This is a genomic window from Mycobacterium sp. TH-M106 (assembly GCF_057473765.1).
On sequence record NZ_JBYCLE010000220.1, the window covers coordinates 1 to 1,732 of the forward strand.

2 protein-coding genes and 1 pseudogene are annotated in these 1,732 nt (G+C 66.8%); 2 read left to right on the top strand and 1 reads right to left on the bottom strand.

The features are described from left to right. Both AC2VOP_RS08020 and AC2VOP_RS08025 read left to right on the top strand, forming a co-directional pair. Window positions 1-711 (top strand): 3-deoxy-7-phosphoheptulonate synthase (locus tag AC2VOP_RS08020; RefSeq protein ID WP_486960470.1); only part of this gene is annotated, 711 nt, incomplete at its 5' end. Window positions 712-831: 120 nt separating this feature from the next. After that, window positions 832-1,236 (top strand): Rv2175c family DNA-binding protein, encoded by a 405-nt coding sequence (locus tag AC2VOP_RS08025; protein WP_486960471.1) that lies wholly within the window; start codon window positions 832-834, stop codon window positions 1,234-1,236. A gap of 4 nt (window positions 1,237-1,240) precedes the next feature. Here the strand turns inward: AC2VOP_RS08025 and AC2VOP_RS08030 are convergent. Continuing rightward, window positions 1,241-1,732: pseudogene (locus tag AC2VOP_RS08030) on the bottom strand (alpha-(1->6)-mannopyranosyltransferase A); the annotation flags it as partial.

Here is a 1,732-nt window from a genome sequence, read left to right on the forward strand (position 1 = left end):
TTCATGAGTGCCTGCGGGGTGGCCGACCGGGGGCTGGAGACCGCCGAAATCTATGCCAGCCATGAGGCTCTGGTGCTCGACTACGAGCGGGCCATGCTGCGGTTGTCACAGCACGAAAATGGCGAGGCACAGCTCTACGACCTGTCGGCGCACTACCTGTGGATCGGGGAGCGGTCCCGTCAACTCGACGGCGCGCACGTCGCGTTCGCCGAGGTGATCGCCAACCCGATCGGGGTCAAGCTCGGCCCCACCACCACCCCGGAGCTGGCCGTCGAATACGTCGAACGGCTGGACCCGCACAACATCGCGGGCCGGCTGACCCTGGTGAGCCGAATGGGCAACGGCAAGGTGCGCGACCTGCTGCCGCCGATCATCGAGAAGGTCCAGGCCACCGGCCACCGAGTGATCTGGCAGTGCGACCCGATGCACGGCAACACCCACGAGGCGTCCACCGGACACAAGACCCGCCACTTCGACCGCATCGTCGACGAGGTGCAGGGCTTCTTCGAAGTGCACCGCGCGCTGGGCACCCACCCCGGCGGCGTCCACGTCGAGATCACCGGCGAGGATGTCACCGAGTGTCTCGGCGGCGCGCAGGACATCTCCGACTCGGACCTGGCCGGGCGCTACGAGACCGCCTGCGATCCGCGGTTGAACACCCAGCAGTCACTGGAGTTGGCGTTTCTGATCGCCGAGATGCTCCGCGACTGAGATCCATTGCGCTGAGCATGCAGAGAATCGCACTGCGGAGGCCCGCCGGATGCGATTCTCTGCATGCTCGGCGAGGCCCGTCACATGGTAAGCGGTGTCAGCGGCTTCTAAACTCGCTTCGTGAGCAGCATTCCGGCCAGCGACGACGTTCTGGCTCCTGACGAACCGACGTACGACCTTCCGACGGTGGCCGAACTGCTCGGGGTGCCGGTGACCAAGGTGCATCAGCAGTTGCGCGACGGCCATCTGGTTGCGGTGCGCCGCGGGGATGCGGTGGTGGTGCCGCAGATTTTCTTCACCGACGCCGGTGAGGTGGTCAAGAGCCTGCCCGGCTTGCTGGCGGTGCTGCACGACGGCGGCTACGGCGACACCGACATCGTGCGGTGGCTGTTCACCTCCGATCCGTCGCTGTCCATCAGCCGCGACGGAGTGCGCGAAGCGGTCGGAAACGCGCGTCCGGTCGATGCGCTGCATGCCCATCAGGCTCGTGAGGTGGTGCGCCGGGCGCAGGCTATGGCGTATTGATGGCTCAGTGGCGTGTATCGAGGCTCATCGAGGCCGTTTCGCCCGCCAGCGTGCGCCAGACGAGCAGCGCGCAAGCCGTCGCGATGCCGACATGGATCCACGAGTACATGCCGTGCGCGCCATCCGGCCGGAAGATCACCATGATCCACGTCGAGAACGCGGCAATCGTGGCTATCGCGGTTGCCGACCGCACCAGCGGCGCGGCGGCCGCCAGTGGCCAGGTGTAATACCACGGCAGCGCAGCGGGCACGAACAGCACCACGATCAGCATGGCCCAGGCGATGCCGCTCACCGCCGCACGATCGTCACGGCGGGACCGCCACCACAGCGGTGGCAGCGACACCGCGATGAGCACGATGCCGGCCATCCGGCAAACGCGCAGCACCGCATAGAAGTTGACCGGGAAAAACACGCCACCGACGGCGTGCGTCAGGTTCGCGACCGCGGTCGGCACGGTCAGCCAGTTGATGATCTTCACGTTGCCGGCCAGCAGCGC